Origin of the sequence: Winslowiella iniecta (assembly GCF_001267535.1) — a bacterium.
GTDB classification, from domain to species: Bacteria; Pseudomonadota; Gammaproteobacteria; order Enterobacterales; family Enterobacteriaceae; genus Erwinia; species Erwinia iniecta.
In genome coordinates, this window is sequence record NZ_JRXE01000018.1 from 73,003 (window position 1) to 93,360 (window position 20,358).

The 20,358-nt window shown below is 53.0% G+C and carries 17 protein-coding genes, 5 tRNA genes and 1 pseudogene; 19 read left to right on the plus strand and 4 right to left on the minus strand.

The annotated features are described in order from the left end of the window. Positions 1-42 precede the first annotated feature (42 nt). Genes NG42_RS13755 through NG42_RS13765 form a run of 3 tightly spaced genes read left to right on the plus strand, consistent with a single transcriptional unit; the run spans position 43 to position 3,346 of the window. Positions 43-873 carry an outer membrane lipoprotein-sorting protein gene (locus NG42_RS13755; protein WP_082203890.1) on the plus strand — a complete coding sequence of 277 codons (831 nt, stop codon included), beginning with the start codon at positions 43-45 and terminating at the stop codon, positions 871-873. After that, positions 870-2,285, plus strand: coding sequence for a hypothetical protein (locus NG42_RS13760; RefSeq protein ID WP_052900029.1), 1,416 nt, complete (start codon positions 870-872; stop codon positions 2,283-2,285). The genes NG42_RS13755 and NG42_RS13760 overlap by 4 nt, the downstream gene beginning before the upstream one ends. Beyond that, complete coding sequence (locus NG42_RS13765) at positions 2,282-3,346, plus strand: hypothetical protein (RefSeq protein WP_156324265.1); 1,065 nt, start codon at positions 2,282-2,284, stop codon at positions 3,344-3,346. Before NG42_RS13760 ends, NG42_RS13765 begins: the two co-directional genes overlap by 4 nt. On the opposite strand, the gene NG42_RS13770 is transcribed toward NG42_RS13765, so the two are convergent. Further along, on the minus strand, positions 3,288-5,351 hold the full coding sequence (locus tag NG42_RS13770; protein ID WP_052900031.1) for an alpha-amylase: 2,064 nt from the start codon (positions 5,349-5,351) through the stop codon (positions 3,288-3,290). The two genes, NG42_RS13765 and NG42_RS13770, sit on opposite strands and share 59 nt — an antisense overlap. Before the next feature lie 295 nt (positions 5,352-5,646). On the opposite strand from NG42_RS13770, the gene NG42_RS13775 reads away from it, so the two are divergent. Then, entirely contained in the window at positions 5,647-5,988 is a 342-nt protein-coding gene (locus NG42_RS13775; RefSeq protein ID WP_052900032.1) for a zinc ribbon domain-containing protein YjdM, read from the plus strand. Between the two features lie 62 nt (positions 5,989-6,050). Here NG42_RS13775 and NG42_RS13780 read toward each other — a convergent pair whose 3' ends face one another. Then, a complete protein-coding gene (locus NG42_RS13780; RefSeq protein ID WP_052900033.1) occupies positions 6,051-6,953 on the minus strand; it encodes a dihydrodipicolinate synthase family protein in 903 nt (300 codons plus the stop codon). Between the two features lie 125 nt (positions 6,954-7,078). Here NG42_RS13780 and tam point away from each other — a divergent pair, with 125 nt between their 5' ends. The 15 genes and pseudogenes from tam (at position 7,079) to luxS (ending at position 18,097) form a co-directional block, all read left to right on the plus strand. Further along, complete coding sequence (gene tam, locus NG42_RS13785; protein WP_052900034.1) at positions 7,079-7,852, plus strand: trans-aconitate 2-methyltransferase; 774 nt, start codon at positions 7,079-7,081, stop codon at positions 7,850-7,852. Between the two features lie 166 nt (positions 7,853-8,018). Beyond that, a complete protein-coding gene (gene pncC, locus NG42_RS13790; RefSeq protein ID WP_052900035.1) occupies positions 8,019-8,528 on the plus strand; it encodes a nicotinamide-nucleotide amidase in 510 nt (169 codons plus the stop codon). An 80-nt stretch (positions 8,529-8,608) separates the two neighbouring features. After that, positions 8,609-9,673, plus strand: coding sequence for a recombinase RecA (gene recA / locus NG42_RS13795; RefSeq protein WP_052900036.1), 1,065 nt, complete (start codon positions 8,609-8,611; stop codon positions 9,671-9,673). A 291-nt stretch (positions 9,674-9,964) separates the two neighbouring features. Further along, positions 9,965-10,474, plus strand: a complete 510-nt coding sequence (locus NG42_RS13800) for a regulatory protein RecX (RefSeq protein WP_052900037.1) — start codon at positions 9,965-9,967, stop codon at positions 10,472-10,474. Positions 10,475-10,612: 138 nt separating this feature from the next. Next, a complete protein-coding gene (gene alaS / locus NG42_RS13805; RefSeq protein WP_052900038.1) occupies positions 10,613-13,240 on the plus strand; it encodes an alanine--tRNA ligase in 2,628 nt (875 codons plus the stop codon). Between the two features lie 247 nt (positions 13,241-13,487). Beyond that, complete coding sequence (csrA, locus tag NG42_RS13810; RefSeq protein ID WP_026112062.1) at positions 13,488-13,673, plus strand: carbon storage regulator CsrA; 186 nt, start codon at positions 13,488-13,490, stop codon at positions 13,671-13,673. Positions 13,674-13,969: 296 nt separating this feature from the next. Continuing rightward, positions 13,970-14,062 (plus strand) — tRNA-Ser (locus NG42_RS13815). An 8-nt stretch (positions 14,063-14,070) separates the two neighbouring features. Beyond that, a tRNA-Arg gene (locus NG42_RS13820) sits at positions 14,071-14,147 on the plus strand. Positions 14,148-14,255: 108 nt separating this feature from the next. Then, positions 14,256-14,332 (plus strand) — tRNA-Arg (locus NG42_RS13825). A gap of 53 nt (positions 14,333-14,385) precedes the next feature. Then, a tRNA-Arg gene (locus NG42_RS13830) sits at positions 14,386-14,462 on the plus strand. A gap of 42 nt (positions 14,463-14,504) precedes the next feature. Next, positions 14,505-14,581 (plus strand) — tRNA-Arg (locus NG42_RS13835). A gap of 221 nt (positions 14,582-14,802) precedes the next feature. Continuing rightward, the gene (gene yqaB / locus NG42_RS13840) at positions 14,803-15,369 is read left to right on the plus strand and encodes a fructose-1-phosphate/6-phosphogluconate phosphatase (RefSeq protein WP_052900039.1); all 567 of its coding nucleotides are present in this window, start codon (positions 14,803-14,805) and stop codon (positions 15,367-15,369) included. Further along, a complete protein-coding gene (locus NG42_RS13845) occupies positions 15,366-15,794 on the plus strand; it encodes a YqaA family protein (RefSeq protein WP_052900040.1) in 429 nt (142 codons plus the stop codon). The genes yqaB and NG42_RS13845 overlap by 4 nt, the downstream gene beginning before the upstream one ends. Before the next feature lie 31 nt (positions 15,795-15,825). After that, positions 15,826-17,429, plus strand: a pseudogene (gene gshA, locus NG42_RS13850) (glutamate--cysteine ligase). Positions 17,430-17,581: 152 nt separating this feature from the next. Continuing rightward, on the plus strand, positions 17,582-18,097 hold the full coding sequence (luxS, locus tag NG42_RS13855) for an S-ribosylhomocysteine lyase (RefSeq protein ID WP_052900042.1): 516 nt from the start codon (positions 17,582-17,584) through the stop codon (positions 18,095-18,097). An 85-nt stretch (positions 18,098-18,182) separates the two neighbouring features. Here the strand turns inward: luxS and NG42_RS13860 are convergent, their stop codons facing one another. Beyond that, entirely contained in the window at positions 18,183-19,469 is a 1,287-nt protein-coding gene (locus NG42_RS13860; protein ID WP_052900043.1) for an HlyC/CorC family transporter, read from the minus strand. Positions 19,470-19,494: 25 nt separating this feature from the next. Further along, a complete protein-coding gene (locus tag NG42_RS13865) occupies positions 19,495-20,283 on the minus strand; it encodes a cytochrome C assembly family protein (RefSeq protein WP_052900044.1) in 789 nt (262 codons plus the stop codon). Positions 20,284-20,358: the final 75 nt, after the last annotated feature.

Genomic DNA, 20,358 nt, shown 5'->3' on the forward strand with positions numbered 1-20,358 from the left:
CAACTGCCTGCCCGTCACGGCAGGCAAATGGAAAGGACGACCATGAATCAGCGTTTATCCGGCTTCCTGCTGCTACTGATAGCGGCAGGTAGCCATGCAGAACTGCCGCAGGCACTAAAATCGCTGGATCGTGCGCAGCTTGACGCCCTGATGCAAGACGATCAGGAAGCGCGGCGCATTATCCGGCTGGCCGATCGGGTGCGTGCGCCCGACAGCCCATTCCGTTATACCCTGACGCTGCTGGAGCATAAAGACGGGCGGGATCTTACTGACCGCCAGCAGACCCTCGATATCTCAATGCGTTTTTATAAGCCTTCGGAAATTCACGAAAAAGGCGATGCACGGGCACTGGCGCGCTATATCTTACCGGCCAGAGACAAAGGGAAAGTCTTGCTCTCAGACCTCGATAAGATGTGGTATTACGCGCCGGATCTCCGTCGCCCCATTCCGATCTCCCGCCAGCAGCGGCTGACCGGGCAAATATCCAATGGCGATGTGGTAGCGGCGGATTTTGACTACTCCTATATCTCGACCTTAGTGGCTGAAGAAGCCTGCGGTAGTCAGCAATGCTACAAGTTAGCGCTGAAGCGTCGCTGGGCTTATGTCACTTATCCGGCGATTGAATATTGGGTAGAAAAGCAGAGTTATCGTCCGTATCGTGCGGATTTTCTGGCCGCTGACGGGCGGCTTATCAAACGCGCATGGTATAAGGACTACCGCACTGCGTTGGGCACCTTTCGTCCTCACCAGATTGTGATTGTCGATGCGCTGCATAAGGACAATTACACCACCATGAATTACTCGAAGATGGTGCTGGAGTCGTTACCCGAAAGCTATTTCCAGAAAGAGTATTTGCTCAGGTTCAACGGATGAAGCTGCAGCCAGTCTCCGGTCGGCCTGGATACTCAGGGCTGTGGTGGTCACTGCTGATGCTTATCACTCCCGCTGCCTGGGCGCTGGACTGCCAGTGGCAACGTGGCTTTATCGGTACTGAGGCCAGCAGCAAAAGCAACGGCAGTAGTGAATGGAATAATAGCCGCCACGGGTTTGGTGCCAGTCAGTCGGTCAACGGCTATCTCTCGACCAAAGCCGGTTGTGATATACAGCCCGGAATTAGCGCAACACTACAGGCGGGTGCTGAGTATGCGCGACAGTTTTCCCGACTCGGCGAGTTTGAGGGCGCGCGCCAGCAAGGTTTGCTGGTGGTTAATCAGGGCTATCTTAGCTGGGCGATGCGCGACGATCTGGCGCTGGATATCGGGAAAATCCGTCGCAGCAGCGGTTATCTGCTCGCCATTTCACCGCTGGATGTGCTGCGTAATCCCGTCAGTTCTATGCGCAATGTGCAGGTTAATCCGTCCGGTGCCCGCTGGCGCAATTTCTATGATGAAGGCTCTTTAGGATTAAGTGCTTCGCTGTTTCGCGATGAGGGCACTTACGAACTGCTGGCTTTGCCACAGCTGACGCACGGCCGTAATCCGCGTCGTTCGGCCGCGGACTGGAAAATGCTGGAGCGCACCAACGCCAGCGACCGCTACAGTCTTTCCTATACCTCCGGTGGTTTTGACCGCTTTAACCCGACGGTCGTGCTGCTCGCCGGGCAGACACCGGCACTGGCGCTTGGCGGCAGTAGCGCGCTAAATGACAAGATTATCTTTAACATTGAGGGCGCGCTGACGCAGGGACAAAAGTGGCGTCATCTTAATGGTCAGGTGGCGCAACAGCTGCAAAGTCAGCAACCGGTGGATAACCTTTTTCAGCAAAATAGCCAGCATATGGGGGCTGAGCTGGGCGTGGGGCTGCGTTATGCCGGTCAGTATGAAACGGAATACGGCATTGAGTATTACGCGCAAAGCCAGGGCTACAGCCGCGCCGAATGGCGCACGATGTTTGATACTGCGAAGTGGGTGAATGGCGGTTATCAGCCACATATTCCCCCCGAATGGCTGACGCCGGAGCTGCGTGAGGGCTACCGACAGTACGCGCGCTGGATGGCAGCAGAAGTGGATAACAGCGGGCGTTACGGCTATCTGCAAGGCAAACACTATCTCTCTGCATGGATTAGCCGCCAGAACAGCGGGATACTGCGCCCCAGCATCACCTTATCGGGGCTGATGAACCTGGTGGATGGCAGCAACATGATGACGCTACAGGTCAATTCATATTTAACCGAAGCGCTGGAAGGTTATGTCGGCACCCGAGCCGCGCTGGGATCGACGCGTTCGGAGTTTGGCTTTTTTGGTGAAAAAGGCGTTTTCTATATGGGACTAAGGATGGTGTGGTGATGTTGCCTGATGCTTACCAATACTTCTGGCGCTGGTTAAAGGTCAGCGCAGTCAGATTGCTGCTGCCTTGCGCGCTGTTCAGCGCCTTGTTTGCCGGTAATGTTACCGCTGTTTCGCTGCAGCAACTGATAATTGGCTCCGGTATTATTTGTGCGGCACTGGCATATATTGTGATACGCGACGCGTACAGCTACTGGTTTTATCTTATCCATGCGCTGAAAGTGACTCATCCTGTTGGTGTCAGCAGCAAAGAATTGCCAGACTGGTATTTATCGCCCTGGCTGGCTTCACTGCTGACATTTGCGGCAATGGCGGCCAGCTGCCTGCTGTTTGACTGGCTGTTTTCCGCCTGGCGTTATCCGTTTATTTACCTCAGCGGTTTACTGTTGATGCCGTTACTTATCACTCTGGTGCTGGCCTGGGGGGTAAAAAATTATGCCGCGCTGATAGCGGAAAAATCCTCAATCACCGTTGGTGGCAAACAGAAAACCGTCACTGATTATCTGGTGGCGGATCTTGTAGTTAGCCTGCTGATTAACGCTGTCGTAGTGCTGCCGCTGGTGGAGAAACCGACTTTCAGCCTGCATAGCGGCTATCAGCCGCTGGGCTTTGCGTGGGCTTTTACCCTGCTGCTGACCATCGTGTTAACCATGATGCTGTTTTTTGGCCGGGTGAAGTGCGGTTATGTGATGCTGGGAGAGCGGCTGGCGGGCAATACCGCGGCTAATTTCAGCCGCATCCCGGCATGGTTGCCGCGTCATCCGGCACGCTATCTGATCTATCTGCTGCTGATTGTCGGCTGGGCGCTGTTTCTTAGCTATCTGGTCGCGGTTGCTGCTTTTCCTGTTAACTTTATTCCACTCTATTACACCGGTTTGCTGCCGGTGATGATGATCTGGTGGCTGGAGCGCTACCGGCGCATTACTGACAGCTACCTGTTCGCCAGTGCGATCCATTGTCAGCTGGAGAGCAAAAGACTGCTGCTCTCACACTATCGGGCAATTACTGACGGTCGCCCACCCACACCACCATCACCCGATCCTGTCCATGCTGGCGACTGAAAGCGTAGTAGTTTGTCCGTTGCTGAGATTGCTGCATGCCAGCGCCGATCGCCGGGTGGCGGGCGCGAAAGGTGCCCAGTTTCTGCCAGTGTTGCAGTAATGCCGCTTTGCTGCCTTGCAGTTCATCCCAGTTCATATCGGAGCGGGTGCCCTGCAAGGGATCGGAGCCAGTAGCGCCAAACGGACGGCCACTTTCATCACCATAATAAATCTGCACCGCGCCGGGGGCCAGCAGCAGCAAATCCGCCGCGCGCTGCTGCAAAGAGAGCGACTGCCCGGCGTCATGGCTGAAAAACAGTCGGGTATCATGGGAGGAAATATAGCTCAGCACATTAAAGCGTTGTAACTTGTCCGCCATTTGCTGATAAGTAGCATCAATCGCGCTGAAGCAGTTCAGCGCCTGGGCGGCCCGATCCTGAAAATCGAAATTAATCATCGCGTCAAAGCCATGCTGATAATAATCACTCTCCATTACGCCGTGGCCCCAGGCTTCACCGGTCATCCAGAACGGCGCGTTATCGACGGCTTGCTCAGGATGCTGCGCTTTCCATTGCGCCAGTGCCACGCCAGCCTGCTGCTTCAGCTGCGCCAGCGTCGCTTTTTCAACGTGTTTGGCGGTATCAACACGAAAGCCATCAATGCCATACTCGCGCACCCACTGACTCAACCAGTGGGTCAGATAATCACGTGGCGTCGCACCCGGAATTTCACGCGCGGCGCTATCAGGCTTGTGGCGATAAAACAGCGGCAGGCCGCTCGCGCCGGGCGCTTCGGTTTTGATATCCGGCAGGAAAGCCAGCGACATCGTCAGGTCATCATAACCCGGCGAGTCATAGTCGCCGATGTCGGTGCGAATCCAGTTTTTACCCCACCACTGGCTCCAGCCGGTTTTGTCAGAGAAATTGATGTAGTCATTAAAGCTGTGCCAGTTTTGACCCGCAGCCGGTCGCCAGTCGCCCCAGTGTTTACCCAGGATTTCTTCGCGCTCTGCGCCTTGCAGATATAACGCGCCAAACTGCCAGGTCTGCATATCAGTGAGCGTGGCGTAGCCGACATGATTGACCACCACATCAAACAGCAGGCGGATGCCGCGTTTGTGTGCCTGTTCCACAAGGGCGCGTAGATCCTGCTCGTTGCCCATATTGGCATCAAGGCGCGTCCAGTCGAGAGTGTAATAGCCATGATAAGCATAATGAGGAAAGTCCCCCTTAGTGCCGCCGCCGATCCAGCCATGAATCTGCTCCAGCGGAGAGCTGATCCACAGCGCGTTAACCCCCAGCTGTTGCAGATAATCGAGCTTTTGCGTTAATCCGGCCAGATCGCCACCGTGAAAGGTGCCAATTTCCTGCTGGCCATCGCTGCGGCGGCCATAACTGTGGTCGTTAGTCGGATCACCATTAGCAAAACGATCGGTCAGCACGAAATAGACCGTGGCATTGTGCCAGTTAAACGGCGCTTTGTTTGCCGTGGCGGCGGATTCCAGCAGCAACAGCCCGCCGCTTTCTGCGGCCGGTTGCAGGGTGATTTTGCCCTGCGTGACGGTTGCCGTCTGGCCGGCGTAGAAGTCGCGAACGGTTTCGCCTTCGGCAAAACTGCTGCTCACGTCAATGGTCACCGGTTTGCCATCCCAGCGCGGGCAGATCTGGCTGACGACAGCGCGGGTGAGTTGATCGTTGTTTTTCAGACTGAGTTGCAGTGTTGGCGTGCCGCTGCGGGTATCAATCCGCAACTGGTATTCGCCAGCGCGAAATTGCCGCCAGCTGACTGCTGGCGTATCGCCGCAGGGTTGCAGAGAGAGTGTCTGGTTCAGCCGGATCTGGCCCGCCGGTTGCCAGCACTGGTTATCCTGATACAGACGCAGCGGCAGCTGGCCTTTTGGCAGTCTGGCACTGCTGGTGAACAGTCCGTCTCCGGCGGCAGTGAAGGCGGGAAAGCTTTCCAGCGTCCAGCTGGCTGCGGCCAGCGGTGACAGCAACATCAGCAGCGAAAGAAGCAGGGTTTTCATCGCTCTCCTTATCAGGGCAGCAAACAGAATTTTCAGATATGCAGTTAATATGGACGCTGATGAAAAAAACACCTCATCCTGTCACCTGAATCTGGGGGGATGAGAGGCAAGGGGGAGGGATAAGTGGCGGATAAAAAACAGTTTTGATAGTGCGGGCAGAGCGTAATCCGCATTTTATCCGTTGAAGAGGCTGTTCTTCCGGCGGTTAATCAGTGTAAAATGTACACATACAAACGTTGTGGTTTATGATTCACAAGGTTTTTAATTTTATTTAATTCAATTTTAAGGGGTTAAGGTGCAACAGTTACCAGAATGTCCAAAATGCAGCTCTGAATTTACCTGGCAGGAAGGTGAGCAACTTAACTGCCCGGAGTGCGGCCACGAATGGTCGGCAAACCCGTCGGCAGCGGCAGAAGATGAAGGGTTGGTAGTGCGTGATGCCAATGGCAATCTGCTGGCAGACGGTGATGCGGTTACCGTAGTAAAAGATCTGAAAGTGAAGGGCAGCTCTTCAACACTAAAAATCGGTACTAAAGTGAAAAGCATTCGTCTGGTAGAAGGCGACCACAATATCGATTGTAAAATCGATGGCTTTGGTCAGATGAAGCTGAAGTCAGAGTTCGTGAAGAAAAACTGATTGCGCGCGGCTTACTGCCGTTGCCACTTGACGGTGGTACGGCAGTGGCGCGTTGCGGCGGGTTACCGCTCATTCTCCTCGGAAAATAACCGCTCGGCTGCCAGACACTGCTGTTCACTCAGCGCGCCGCCAGTATTGCGCGAGTCAGGCGTCATATAACCAAAACGGCGTGACACAGTAGTTTTGATGGCGCTAACGAAATCATCACCAATAGTATAAATCGCCATCAGTCTGCCGATGCGCTGTTGAATGCGCGTCAGTGCGGCTAAATCCTTGCGCTGCCACGCCTGCATTGCCGCGGCAAACAGTTCGGGAACCAGATTATTCAGGCCGGAGATAATCCCGGCGCCGCCAGCCAGCAGGTTGGGTAGCAGGTATTCATCATAACCCGACAGCACCGCAAAATCCGCCCGCACCTTTTGGGTCTCATCTATCAATAAGCGATTGTGCGACAAGCAATCGGTGGTGTCCTTGATGCCAACAAATTTCGGCAGTTCCGCCGCCAGTTCCGCCACCAGGGCCGCGTCAAGATCGCAGCCGGTTCGCGCCGGAAAGTTATAGGCAAACCACTTGCCCGGCAGGCGCTTATCCAGCTCGCGGTAGTAACTCAGCAGCTGTCGACGCGTCTGAGCATAATAATAAGGCGGTAACACCATTACGGCATCGTAACCCGATTGATCAGCCTGTTCAGCCAGCTGTACTATATCGGCGATGCAGGTGGAGGAAACATTGGCGACCATCGGCAGCGCCGACATCGTGCGCGCTTCACGCAACAGTAACAGGCGCTCCTGCTGGCTTAGCGAGGCAAATTCGCCAATGCTGCCCATCAGTAATAGCGTATCAATGCCGGAAGCGGTCAAGCGGGCAAAGTGCTGGTTCAGTGCCGCAAAATCAATCCGGCCCTGACGATCAAATGGGGTCACGGAAGGGCACCAGACTCCACGAAATTCAGATTGGCTACTCAATGTATTCTCCCTGCGCGCAGAAAATGAAACGTTGTTTTAACGTAGTGCTGAATCGCGGTTGATGTCACAGCTGCTATTCTGATTCCCCGAGCTGGATCGCATTTTTATCCTATCGTGAGGTGTTTATGAGTGACTGGAATCCCGATCTCTATCGTCAGTTTGAAGCGGAAAGAACGCGTCCGGCGCGGGAGTTAGTCGCGCGTATTCCGGCGATTGACGTCAGCAGGGCGACCGACCTTGGCTGCGGGCCGGGCAACAGCACTGAGCTGCTGTGGCGCGCCTGGCCGCAGGCGAAAATTACCGGGCTGGACAGTTCGCTGTCGATGCTGGAACAGGCGAAAAAACGCTTACCTGATTGCCATTTTATGCCAGCGGATATCCGCAGCTGGCAGGCGACCGCGCCGCAGGATGTGATTTTCGCTAACGCCTCATTGCAGTGGCTGGATCAGCATCAACAGCTGCTGCCGCAGCTGGTTACACAGTTAGCACCTTACGGCGTACTGGCGATTCAGATGCCGGATAATCTGGACGAGCCTTCGCACCGCCTGATGCGCGACGTTGCGGCACGCACGGAATGGCAACAGAAAATCAGCAGTCATGTCGCCGACCGTAAAAAATTGCTTACGGCGCAACAGTATTACGATGTGTTAAGCCAGGCGGGTTGCCGCGTGGATATCTGGCGCACCACTTACTATCATCTGATGCCGGATGCGGCGGCGATTATTGACTGGCTGAAGGCCACCGGTTTGCGTCCTTTCCTTGCTTCACTGAATGAAAAAGAGCAACAGACGTTTTTGCAGCACTATCTGACGGAAATCCGTCAGGCTTATCTGCCGCAAACCGACGGCAATGTGCTGCTGGCCTTTCCGCGCCTGTTTATCGTGGCACAACAGCGCTGAGCTGAATGCGGGGGTGCGCTTGAGTTTTATGCTGTGCGCCCCCATCTGTAGTTCTGAATACGTCTCGCAAAACCGGCACTTAGCCGTGTATAGCCATGAAAAACGCTACGCCTTCGCGCCACTTTATTGCTAACGTTGCCTCTTACCCGCAGCCAGGAAAATCGATATGACAGATGATCAACTCAATCAACTGAGCGCCGCTGTAGGCCGTCTTTTACAGCGCGATAACGCCACGGTAACCGCCGCAGAATCCTGTACCGGCGGCTGGATTTGTAAGGTGCTGACGGATATTGCCGGCAGTTCCGCCTGGTTCAATCGCGGCTTTGTTACTTACAGCAATGATGCCAAGCAGCAGTTGGTTGGCGTCAGTGGCGAATCGCTGGCGAAATGGGGCGCGGTCAGCGAACCGGTCGTTAATGAAATGGCGCAGGGCGCACTGCGCGCCGCCGATGCGCAGTTTGCGGTCGCGGTCAGCGGTATCGCGGGTCCTGACGGCGGCAGTGCAGAAAAACCCACCGGTACGGTGTGGTTTGGCTTTGCTGCGGCTGATGGCAGGGCGGTGGCCCGACGTCAGCTTTTTGCTGGCGATCGTGAAGCGGTACGCCGTCAGGCAACGGCTTACGCGCTGCAAACGCTGCATGATGAATTTCTCGAAAATAAACTTGATACTGTATGACTATACAGTATAATTACTGTCATTCGTATTACAGCAAAGCAACCTCGAGTGTGCTTTACCCTGCATGATTAGGAGTGGAAATGGCTATTGACGAAAACAAGCAAAAAGCACTGGCAGCCGCGCTGGGCCAGATTGAGAAGCAATTCGGTAAAGGCTCCATCATGCGCCTGGGTGAAGACCGTTCTATGGACGTGGAAACCATCTCTACCGGTTCACTCTCCCTGGATATCGCGCTGGGTGCTGGCGGTTTGCCGATGGGGCGTATTGTTGAGATTTATGGCCCTGAGTCTTCAGGTAAAACCACGCTGACGCTGCAGGTGATTGCCGCTGCCCAGCGTAAAGGCAAAACCTGTGCCTTTATCGATGCTGAGCATGCGCTGGACCCGGTTTACGCGAAAAAACTGGGTGTAGATATCGATAACCTGCTGTGTTCTCAGCCGGATACCGGTGAGCAGGCGCTGGAAATCTGTGACGCACTGGCGCGTTCAGGCGCAGTTGATGTGATTATCGTCGACTCCGTTGCTGCGCTGACGCCGAAAGCTGAAATCGAAGGCGAAATCGGTGACTCTCATATGGGCCTCGCGGCACGTATGATGAGCCAGGCGATGCGTAAACTGGCCGGTAACCTGAAGCAGTCCAATACTCTGCTGATCTTTATTAACCAGATTCGTATGAAAATCGGTGTGATGTTCGGTAACCCGGAAACCACCACCGGTGGTAACGCGTTGAAATTCTACGCTTCTGTTCGTCTTGATATCCGTCGTATCGGCGCGATTAAAGAGGGCGACAATGTGGTCGGCAGCGAAACCCGCGTCAAAGTGGTGAAAAACAAAATTGCTGCGCCATTTAAACAGGCTGAATTCCAGATTATGTACGGCGAAGGTATCAACGTCTACGGCGAACTGGTTGACCTTGGCGTCAAGCACAAGCTGATCGAGAAAGCCGGTGCATGGTACAGCTACAATGGTGACAAGATCGGCCAGGGTAAAGCCAATGCGGGTAACTATCTGAAAGAAAATCAGCCGGTTGCCAATGAGATTGAGCTTAAGCTGCGTGAGATGCTGCTGAATAATCCAAGCGATAAGCCAGACTTCGTTGCTGACGATTTTGAGAAAGAAGCCAGCGAATCGAATCAGGACTTCTGATATGTATGTCGGGGCGGCACAGATGCCGCCCTGATTGCAGATGATATCAATATAAAGGCGGCACTCATGCCGCCTTTGCTCTATAAACGGGTTCGTATCGACGTCGCACCTGCTGTACTCACCCCGTTTTTACACACTTCCCGACCTGTTTTCTGCGCGTAATCCAGCGGTTTCTGTTCGCTATTGCTCAACTTCCTTTGTTTCTGTATTGATTTCTCGTTACGCTCTGCTTGCCAGTAAGCAATTATTGTCTGGTTAAGTATCAAAAAGTCCTTAACTGCCCGGAGTGTTATGTCTGACGCCACCACCGCCCGTAACCCATTTTCTCGTCTGCTCGATCGCGCGATGCGCATTCTGGCGATGCGCGACCACAGTGAAGCCGAGTTTCGACAGAAGCTGACGCTGTCTACGCAGCGTGCTGCACGTTTTCGTCAGGAAGAAGCGCCAGAAATCGCTGAAGAGGATATCGAAAAAGTGGTGGCCTGGTGTTATCAGCACGGCTGGCTGGATGATGCACGTTTTGCGGAACGTTTTGTCATAAGTCGTAGTCGTAAAGGTTATGGCCCACAACGTATCCGTATGGAGCTGGGGCAGAAAGGCGTAAACAGGGAGCTGACTGAAGCGACGTTAGGCGCTACAGAGATTGACTGGGCAGCGCGAGCCTTTGAGGTAGCTGAACGTAAGTTTGGTTTGCCACTGCCAACAGAATGGAAGGAAAAAGCTAAATTGCAGCGTCATTTGCTGTCGAAAGGCTTCTTTATGGAAGATATTCAGGCCATTTTCAGAAATTTTGATGATTGACCTCCGATGGGATTTTACTTCGCACTGAAGAAAATTTATCTTATTCCCACTTTTTGTTCGTGTATCACCGGGCTGCCACAGGGTGGGTCCGCGTCGTAAGATGCACGGAACGTTCGTTATCGTGATTCCAGGACAATTATGAGCAAGAGCACTGCTGAGATCCGTCAGGCGTTTCTCGACTTTTTCCATAGCAAGGGACATCAGGTTGTAGCCAGTAGCTCCCTCGTACCCAATAACGACCCAACGTTACTGTTCACTAACGCCGGGATGAACCAGTTTAAAGACGTTTTCCTTGGTCAGGATAAGCGTAGTTACACGCGTGCCACCACTTCGCAGCGTTGTGTGCGTGCCGGTGGTAAGCATAACGATCTGGAAAACGTCGGTTATACCGCACGCCATCACACTTTCTTTGAGATGCTGGGCAACTTCAGCTTTGGCGACTACTTCAAACATGAAGCGATTGCCTTTGCCTGGGAGCTGCTGACCGGTGAGCAGTGGTTTAACCTGCCGAAAGATCGTCTGTGGGTGACCGTTTACGAAACTGATGACGAAGCATTCGCCATCTGGGAAAACGAAGTGGGTATTCCGCGCGAGCGTATTATCCGCATCGGTGATAATAAAGGCGGTGCTTACGCGTCAGATAACTTCTGGCAGATGGGCGATACCGGTCCTTGTGGTCCATGTACCGAGATCTTCTTTGACCATGGCGATCATATCTGGGGGGGCCCGCCTGGCTCACCAGAAGAAGATGGCGATCGCTATATTGAGATCTGGAATATCGTGTTTATGCAGTTCAACCGTCAGGCCGATGGCACCATGCTGCCATTGCCAAAACCATCGGTTGATACCGGTATGGGCCTTGAGCGTATTACCGCAGTGCTGCAACATGTTAATTCCAACTATGAGATCGATCTGTTTGAGAAACTGATTAAATCAGTGGCTCAGGTGACAGGTGCTACCGATCTGTCGAATAAATCACTGCGCGTGATTGCCGACCACATCCGTTCTTGTGCTTTCCTGATTGCTGATGGCGTTATCCCGTCGAACGAAAACCGTGGTTATGTGCTGCGTCGAATTATTCGTCGCGCGGTGCGTCACGGAAATATGCTGGGCGCGACCGGCACTTTCTTCTACAAACTGGTTGCGCCACTGATTGATGTGATGGGCGCTGCGGGTGAAGAACTGAAAAATCAGCAGGCTCAGGTTGAGCAGGTGCTGAAAACCGAAGAAGAGCAGTTTGCCAGGACGCTGGAACGTGGTCTGGCGCTGCTGGACGACGAACTGGCTAAGCTGGAAGGCGACACGCTGGATGGCGAAACGGTTTTCCGTCTGTATGACACCTTCGGTTTCCCGGTGGATTTAACTGCGGATGTGTGTCGTGAGCGTAATCTGAAAATCGACGAAGCCGGTTTTGAGCAGGCGATGGAGGAGCAGCGCCGTCGTGCACGTGATGCCAGCGGTTTTGGTACTGACTACAACAATGTTATCCGTATTGATTCTGCTTCCGCCTTTAAAGGCTATGACCAGCTGGAACTGAACGCTACCGTGACGGCGATCTTCGTTGATGGTCAGCAGGCAGACGAAATCACTGCCGGTCAGGAAGGGGTGATTGTGCTTGATGAGACGCCATTCTATGGTGAATCAGGTGGGCAGGTTGGCGATACCGGTGAACTGAAGGCAGCGGCTGCGCATTTCGCGGTGAGTGACACGCAGAAGTACGGTCAGGCGATTGGTCACGTCGGCAAACTGGTTTCAGGCCAGCTGCGCGTCGGCGAGCGCCTGGATGCTCAGGTTGATGAAGCACGTCGTGCACGCATCCGTCTGAATCACTCAGCAACCCATTTGCTGCATGCAGCACTGCGTCAGGTTCTGGGCGATCACGTCGCTCAGAAAGGCTCGCTGGTTAACGATAAATACCTGCGCTTTGACTTCTCACACTTCGAAGCGATGAAACCTGAACAAATTCGTCAGGTTGAAGATATTGTCAACGCGCAAATTCGGCGTAATCTGGCAGTAGACACCGATGTCATGGAACTGGAAGCGGCGAAAGCGAAGGGCGCAATGGCGCTGTTCGGTGAGAAGTATGACGACCATGTTCGCGTGCTGAGCATGGGTGACTTCTCTACCGAGCTGTGTGGTGGTACTCACGCCAGCCGTACCGGTGATATTGGCCTGTTCCGCATTACTTCTGAATCCGGCACTGCTGCCGGTGTACGTCGTGTTGAAGCCGTCACTGGTGAAGGTGCACTGGCGCAGATGCATGCGCAGAGCGAGCAGCTGCAGGATATTGCGCATCTGGTTAAAGCCAATAACAGTAACCTGAACGAGAAAGTGCGTTCGGTGATTGAACATGTACGACTGCTGGAGAAAGAGCTACAGCAGTTGAAGGACCAGCAGGCTGCGCAGGAAAGTGCTTCACTGAGCAGTAAAGCGGTTGAGATCAAAGGGGCAAAATTGCTGGTCAGCGAACTGAGCAATGTTGAACCCAAAATGCTGCGTACGATGGTCGACGATCTGAAAAATCAGCTCGGTTCCGCAATCATTGTGCTGGCAACAGTAGCAGAAGGTAAAGTATCCCTGATTGCTGGGGTGACAAAAGACCTTACCGACCGTGTTAAAGCGGGTGAGCTGGTTGGCGCATTAGCGCAACAGGTCGGCGGTAAAGGTGGCGGACGCCCTGATATGGCTCAGGCTGGCGGTACCGATGCACAGGCGCTGCCTGCTGCACTGGCTGGCGTCGAGTCATGGGTTGCTGCAAAACTGTAACGATAAAAAATGCAATGCCAGAGCGCGCCGGGGTAACAAAATCCCGGCGATCTTCCAGGTGCTGCGCACCCTGTAATCATAAAGTCAGGTTGATGTAGTGTATTTCGGCTAAACTAAGTATCAGCAGAATGTATTGGCGTGATGATGCACAATGCGTTATTTGTCATAGTCTACGTTCAGCGTTATATGATGGATATTGCCGGGAGCCCTACAAACCCGACTCTTTTAATCTTTCAAGGAGCAAAGAATGCTAATTCTAACTCGTCGAGTTGGTGAAACCCTCATGATCGGTGATGAGGTGACTGTAACGGTGCTGGGGGTTAAAGGTAACCAGGTTCGCATCGGTGTGAACGCCCCTAAAGAAGTTTCGGTACATCGCGAAGAGATCTACCAGCGTATTCAGGCCGAAAAAACTCAGCCTACGAGTTACTAACGGATCCAGCGCCTCGCTGTTTTAGCGAGGCGCTACCGGTTTTTCCTGCTATTCCCCACGATTTCTTTCCTTACCTCGTAAAGTCAGCTTCCTGTTTATGTGAACTTTGTCAGCGCTTTTTTGTTGATAAATCACTCTTTTTGCGTTCAAAGTGCTCGAATTGACTGTGAATTGTGCAAACAAACAAATAGCTCAGAAAAATTGTTTGACTTATAAGTGCGGGAAAGTAATATGTGCGCCACGCAGTGCCGATGAGCAGAAACAAGTTCAGCGGTGCAGTTCGAAAGAACGCGTATGGTGAGGTGGCCGAGAGGCTGAAGGCGCTCCCCTGCTAAGGGAGTATGCGGTCAAAAGCTGCATCGAGGGTTCGAATCCCTCCCTCACCGCCATTACTGATGCATCCGTAGCTCAGCTGGATAGAGTACTCGGCTACGAACCGAGCGGTCGGAGGTTCGAATCCTCCCGGATGCACCATACTACGACAGTAGTGTTTACTACTGAGTAGAAAGAATTTCGATATCGTGTTAGCAGCGCGTATCAAGGTGAGTAGTTGGCACCCTGCGTTATACAAGAAGTAGTTATGCATCCGTAGCTCAGCTGGATAGAGTACTCGGCTACGAACCGAGCGGTCGGAGGTTCGAATCCTCCCGGATGCACCATTCTCTGGTATTCCCTCAGGTTAGTCGCATTATCTCCCAAACTGTTTTCCGATGCATCCGTAGCTCAGCTGGATAGAGTACTCGGCTACGAACCGAGCGGTCGGAGGTTCGAATCCTCCCGGATGCACCATCTTTGTAACAGGCAGTATCTTTTCAACAATGCTTTTCCGATGCATCCGTAGCTCAGCTGGATAGAGTACTCGGCTACGAACCGAGCGGTCGGAGGTTCGAATCCTCCCGGATGCACCATTCTTGAGCTTCACTCCTCTGCATTCTCTCTTTCGTATCTTATTCCGCCACGCTCCTTGTTATCCTGGCTCCCATACCCATCCTGTTTTGCTTACCTCTCTTTTAGCTTCTTAGTCAATTCTCCATTACTTTCAAAGCATTTGCTGTTAATCGCTGACAGCGACAATCCGCACACTTTGCGATAAAGTAAATGGCTCATTGATTCAATGGCTGGAGAGAACATGTACGATCGTTATGACGGCTTGATTTTCGATATGGACGGCACCATTTTGGACACGGAGCCGACGCATCGTAAGGCCTGGCATCAGGTGCTGGACCGCTACGGCATGACCTTTGACGAAGCTGCAATGATTGGGCTTAACGGTTCTCCCAGCTGGCGCATTGCCGAGGTGATAATCGCCAGCCATCAGGCGGATCTCGATCCTTACGTACTGGCGGCGGAGAAAACCGCGGCGCTTGATGAGATGTTACTGGAGTCGGTCCAGCCGCTGCCTCTGGTTGAGGTGGTAAAGGCCTATCACGGAAGGCGGCCAATGGCAGTCGGCACCGGCAGTGAACATGCGATGGCCGACAGATTGCTGCGCCATTTAGGTATTCGCGACTGTTTTGATGTGATTGTGGGTGCTGATGATGTGACGCGCCATAAGCCGGAACCCGATACTTTCCTGCGTTGCGCACAGCTGATGGGCGTCGAGCCGGGCAAGTGTGTGGTGTTTGAAGATGCTGATTTTGGTCTGCAGGCGGCAAAAGCTGCCGGTATGGACGTTGTTGATGTCCGTTTACTGTGAATGAATGGCTGACTTACGGTTCGTTGTTTGCCAGTAGCTTTCTGAGTGCCACCTTGCTGCCGGGAAGCTCTGAAGTACTGCTGGTGGCGCTGTTGATTGCAGAAAAGTCATCAGTGGTGGGGTTGATTGGTATCGCCGCACTGGGAAACACACTGGGTGGTTTGACCAATATTGTGATTGGCCGCTTACTGCCGCAAAAGCAGCAAGGACGATGGCATGCCACCGCAATGACGTGGTTGCACCGGTTGGGGCCAGCAGCACTGTTATTCAGCTGGCTGCCGGTGATTGGCGACCTGTTATGCGTTATTGCTGGCTGGCTGCGCTTTTCGTGGTTCCCGGTAGTGCTGTATCTGGCTATCGGTAAGACACTACGTTACATAGTAGTTGCGACTGCAACATTACAGGGCATGGAGTGGTGGCATTGATTCTCGCTGATTCGGGGCTACGGTTAACATTATGCTGAACAATAATAATTTTTCTCTGAGCGGGAGGTCAATTTGATCCCGGACGTATCACAGGCGCTTTCCTGGCTGGAAGCTCATCCCAACGCATTAAATGGCATTGGCCGCGGTATTGAACGTGAAACGCTGCGTGTCAGACCCGATGGTCATCTGGCAAATACTGGACATCCCGACTCACTCGGCTCAGCGCTGACCCACAAATGGATCACTACCGATTTCGCTGAGACGCTGCTCGAATTTATCACCCCGGTTGAGCAGGATATCGATCGCCTGCTGGCGTTTCTGCGCGATATCCATCGCCATGTGGCGCGTGATATTGGCGAAGAGCGGATGTGGCCGTTCAGCATGCCGTGCTTTATTGATGAAAGTGACAACATTGAGCTGGCCCAATACGGTCGTTCCAATATAGGTCGCATGAAGACATTGTATCGCCAGGGGCTGAAAAATCGCTATGGTGCGCTGATGCAAACTATCTCCGGCGTGCATTATAACTTTTCGCTACCGCTGTCGTTCTGGCAAGAGTGGGCGGGCGTAAAAGACAGGGAAAGCGGCAAAGAGGCGATCTCAGACGGTTATCTGCGACTGATTCGTAACTACTACCGTTTCGGCTGGATTATTCCTTACCTGTTTGGTGCTTCTCCGGCAATCTGTTCATCATTCCTGCAGGGTAAAGAGAGTGCTTTGCCGTTTGAACGTGACGAGAAAGGTATGCTGTATCTGCCGTATGCCACGTCGTTGCGCCTGAGCGATCTGGGTTATACCAACAAATCACAAAACAGCCTGGGTATTACCTTTAATAATCTGCCGGATTACGTGACCGCGCTGAAGAACGCGATTAAAACGCCTTCAGAACAGTATGCTGAAATTGGCCTGAAAGATGAAAATGGCGATTATTTGCAACTGAACACCAATGTGTTGCAGATCGAAAATGAACTGTATGCACCGATTCGTCCGAAACGCGTGACCCAATCGGGTGAAGCGCCTTCCGATGCGCTGTTGCGCGGCGGTATTGAATATATCGAAGTGCGATCACTGGATATCAATCCGTTCTCGCCAATCGGTGTTGATGCCAACCAGGTGCGTTTCCTCGATCTTTTCCTGATTTGGTGTACTCTGGCTGACGCGCCGGAAATGAGCAGTGACGAGTTGCTGTGCAGCCGTCAGAACTGGAATCGTGTCATTCTGGAAGGGCGCAAACCGGGTCAGACTATCGGTATGGGCTGTGAGACTGCCCAACAGCCGCTGGTTGAGGTCGGTAAGCAACTGTTCCGCGACCTGCGTCGTGTGGCGGAAACGCTGGACAGTAATCAGGGCGATCGTCGTTATCAGGAAGTTTGCGATCGGCTGGTCGCATCGTTTGACGATCCTGAACTGACCTATTCAGCACGCATTCTGCACGCGATGAAGGAAAATGGCCTTGGCGGCAGCGGGCAGGCGCTGGCGGAACAATATCGTCAGTTGCTGGCAGAAGAGCATTTAGAAGTGCTGACTGAACAGCAGTTTGCACAAGAAGCGGAGCGTTCGCGGGCGAGTCAGCAACAGATCGAAGAGAGCGATACGTTAAGCTTTGACGATTTCCTCGCCACGAAGGCGGGCTAGAAAAGAAAAAGGCCACATCACTGTGGCCAAATTAACATCTCTGTTGTCAGGGATGATGATAACAAAATGCGCGTCTTTCACTTATTCAGACGCACGGCGACCAGAAAAGTTTCATCTTTTTTAAAAAATTTTCTAAAACAGGAGGTGACTGTATGCCACTGCTGGATAGTTTTACTGTTGATCACACGATCATGGCCGCACCTGCGGTACGCGTTGCGAAAACCATGAACACGCCGCATGGCGATGCCATCACTGTTTTCGACCTGCGTTTTTGCAAGCCGAACAAAGAAGTGATGCCAGAGCGTGGTATTCATACGCTGGAGCATCTGTTTGCTGGCTTTATGCGTAACCACCTGAATGGCGACGGCGTGGAAATTATTGATATTTCACCGATGGGATGCCGTACCGGCTTCTATATGAGCCTGATTGGTACGCCAGATGAGCAACGTGTTGCTGACGCCTGGAAAGCGGCGATGGGCGATGTGTTAAAAGTGACTGATCAGCGTAAGATCCCGGAACTGAACGAGTATCAGTGCGGAACTTACGAAATGCACTCACTGGACGAAGCACAGGAAATCGCGCGTCATATCGTTGACAGCGAGATTCGCGTTAACCACAACGACGAACTGGCGCTGCCGAAAGAGAAGCTGCAAGAGCTGCATATCTAGTTTTCTCTGAAAGAGAATGCCGCCCCTGTGAGACACACAGCAAAAAGGCGACCTGAGGGTCGCCTTTTTTATCCGTCTTATCCGGTTAAGAACCGACCGACTCTTTCAGCGGTTTCTGCGGGATGATTTTTATCTGCTTCACCATATTTTCCTGCACATCGAGGATATCGATAGCGTAGCCACCTAACTGAATGGTGGTACCGGCTGAAGGAATCTCTTCCAGCGCCTCCAGCAGCATGCCGTTGACGGTACGCGCTTCTTCTTCCGGCAGGTTCCAGTTAAACGCTTTATTCAGTTCGCGCACGTTCGCGCTGCCTTCAACCAGCACAGAACCATCATTCTGCGGCATCACTTCTTCCGCCAGCGTCGGTGACATTGAAGTAGTAAAATCACCGACAATCTCTTCAAGAATATCTTCGATAGTGACCAGCCCTTTAATATCACCATACTCATCAACCACCAGACCGGCTTTCTTCTTGTTACGCTGGAACTTCACCAGTTGCACATTCAGCGGTGTCCCTTCCGGGATATAGTAAATCTCGTCGGCGGCGCGCAGCAGGTTCTCTTTGGTAAACTCTTTTTTCTCGGTCATCATGCGGTAGGCTTCGCGCACGCGCAGCATGCTGATCGCGTCGTCCAGCGAATCACGGTAGAGGACGATGCGGCCATGCGGCGAGTGGGTAAGCTGGCGCACAATGGCTTTCCAGTCATCGTTGACGTTGATGCCAACAATCTCATTGCGCGGCACCATAATGTCATCAACGCTGACTTTCTCCAGATCCAGTACCGACAGCAGCATGTCCTGGTTGCGACTCGACATCAGCGTGCGGGACTCATGCACAATGGTACGCAGCTCATCTTTGCTCAGTGCGGCGCTGATCGCCCCGTCAGCTTTCATACCGACCATACGCATCAGAATGCGCGTGATGGTGTTCAGCAGCCAGACCAGCGGCAGCATAATGATCTGTAATGGACCCAGCAGTAAACTGCTGGGAAAAGCCACTTTTTCCGGGTAGAGCGCCGCGATAGTTTTTGGCAGCACTTCGGCAAAGACCAGCACCACAAAGGTCAGAATACCGGTAGCGATGGCAACACCCGCATCACCGTACAGGCGCATCCCGACGATTGTGGCCAGCGAAGAGGCGAGAATATTGACAAGGTTATTACCGATTAGCACCAGGCTTATCAGGCGGTCAGGACGACGTAACAGCTTCTCAACGCGGCGAGCGGCGCGATTGCCATTCTTCGCCTGATGCCTCAGGCGATAACGGTTGAGCATCATCATCCCGGTTTCCGAGCTGGAGAAATAGGCCGAGACGAGCACCATAATCACCAATGTGATGATCAGGGTAGTGGTTGAAACATGTTCCAACGCGGGAATTCCTTGTGGTGAGAGGTCAGGACATGAGGTGTTGCAGGACGCGGCTACCAAAATAGGCCATGGTCAGCAAAAGTGCGCCGCCGCAGTTAAACCAGACGACGCGACGACCACGCCAGCCCTCATGATAATGGCCCCAGAGTAAGACGATATAAACAAACCAGGCGATAATCGACAGCACCGCTTTGTCGACGTTTTCACGGCTGAACAGATCCTGCATAAAGAACAGGCCAGTGCACAGCACCAGCGTCAGCAGCACTACGCCAACCTGGGTAATGTGGAACATTTTGCGCTCGATGACCATTAATGGTGGCATATCATTGCTGAATGCGAGCTTTTTATTTTTCAGCTGATAATCGATCCATGCCAGTTGCAGTGCATAGAGTGCGGCGATAATCAGCGTGGCATAGGCCAGCAGCGCCAGACCAATATGGATCATCATGCCTGGCGTGGTTTCCAGGTGAGTGATAAAGGCGTTGGGGACAAAAGTGGCAAAGGCGAGGTTAATCAGCGCGAAGCTGTAGATAATCGGTAGCAGCATCCAGCCACGATTGCGCGAGGCGACAATCGTCATAATGGTACAGATCAGTAAGCTGACCAGCGAGCCGATGTTCAGCAGGCTGAGGTTCTGCCCACCCTCCATGCCAAATATCCGCTGCTCCAGCGCAACGCCGTGAGCAACCAATGCAACGCAGGCAGAAATAACCGCCAGACGTCGCCATGCACTGTTTTTACGGACCAGGCTTGGGATGATCAGGGCAAGGCTGAGTGAGTAGGCGAAAAGCGCCACAATCGCGAATACGAACATAAATGTTGTCAGGTACCGGCCGTTAAGAAAAACAGCAGTATAGCGCCAGCAGCAGCATGCACCAAACGATCTCAT